Annotated in this window: 1 protein-coding gene; it reads right to left on the minus strand. The window is 65.5% G+C overall.

From position 1 onward, the window contains the following. Positions 1–1319, minus strand: a 1319-nt coding sequence (locus tag ABT116_RS45620) for an acyl-CoA carboxylase subunit beta (RefSeq protein ID WP_351647019.1), incomplete at its 3' end; no start/stop codon positions are given. Positions 1320–1495: the final 176 nt, after the last annotated feature.

Consider the following 1495-nt stretch of genomic DNA (forward strand, 5'->3'; position numbering starts at 1 on the left):
ACCGCGCGGTCGACGCCGCCCGCGATCGCCTCGTGTTCGGCGGCGAGACGGTCGTGCAATGCTTCACGCTCGTCGTCCGGTGCCGCAGCGAGAGCCCGCTTGTGCAGGATGCCGACCGCGGCCTTCGCGCCCATCACGGCTACTTCGGAGTTGGGCCAAGCGAATACGGCCGTGGCACCGAGTGCTCGCGAGTTCATTGCTATGTAGGCGCCGCCGTAGATCTTTCGAGTGACGACGGTGACGCGGGGGACGGTTGCCTCGGCGAAGGCGTGAAGCAACTTCGCTCCGCGCCGAACCACGCCTTCCCACTCCATCGACACGCCCGGCAGATACCCGGGAACATCGACGACGACCACGAGCGGCACGCCGAATGCGTTGCACAGTCGCACGAATCGAGCGGCCTTCTCGGCGCTTTCGGAGTTCAGGCACCCCCCGAGTCGCAGTGGGTTGTTCGCGATGACGCCAACGGTGCGTCCGGCCATCCGACCGAAACCGGTGACGATGCTCCGGGCGTAATTACCTTGCAGTTCTTCGAAACTCGACTCACCTTCGACGTTGTCGAGCATTTCGTGAACGATCGGACGAACGTCGTATGCACGTTTTGCGGACGCAGGCATCATGGCGCGCAGATCACTGTCGCCGAGTTCCGCTGCCCGCTGATCGAATTCGCCCTGCTCGCACATCATCGAGACCAGGCGGCGCGCGCGGTGCAATGCGTCGGCCTCGTCGTGTGCGGCGATGTGCGCGACACCCGACTTCTTGGTGTGTGTGTCCGGGCCGCCGAGTGACACCATGTCGACCTGTTCGCCGGTGACACTGCGAACTACGTCTGGGCCGGTGACGAACACTCGGCCTTCCGGCGCCATGATCACGACGTCGGTGAGGGCTGGACCGTACGCGGCTCCACCGGCGGCAAAGCCGAGCACGACCGAAATTTGAGGTATGAGACCCGACGCGCGGACCATGGCCTCGAAGACAAGTCCGACGGCGTGGAGCGCTTCGACGCCTTCAGCCAGACGCGCGCCACCGGAGTGCCAGAGGCCCACGATGGGGGACTCTTCCTCGATGGCGGTATCGATGGCTTTGACGAGGTGTTTGCAACCGTCGACGCCCATGGCGCCGCCCATGACGGTGGCGTCGGAGCAGTATGCGATGGTGCGCACGCCGTCGATGTTTCCGGACGCAGCGAGCACGCCGGACTTGTCGCGGGCGTGGAGCGGCACTGTCGTGCCGGGGTCGAACAGATTTTCCAGGCGCGCAAGAGGATCGCGCGGGTCTGTCGATGATTCGGACTTTGTCACGGGGGCCAGGATGGTCATCGCGTCCTCCTTCAGTACGAGCCTTGGGTGGAACGAAAGGTCGGTGTTGTCCGCGGGTGACGTTGTGTTGCAACGACACCCCCGGGCAGGTGTTGGTCAAACGGCGGAGCGACCAGCCCCAGCCCGCCAGACCCGGGGGCGCGCCCCCCCCCGACAAGAATCAACCCGGGCCGGGC

Source organism: Streptomyces sp. NPDC002130, from assembly GCF_040296465.1.
Lineage (GTDB): Bacteria > Actinomycetota > Actinomycetes > Streptomycetales > Streptomycetaceae > Streptomyces.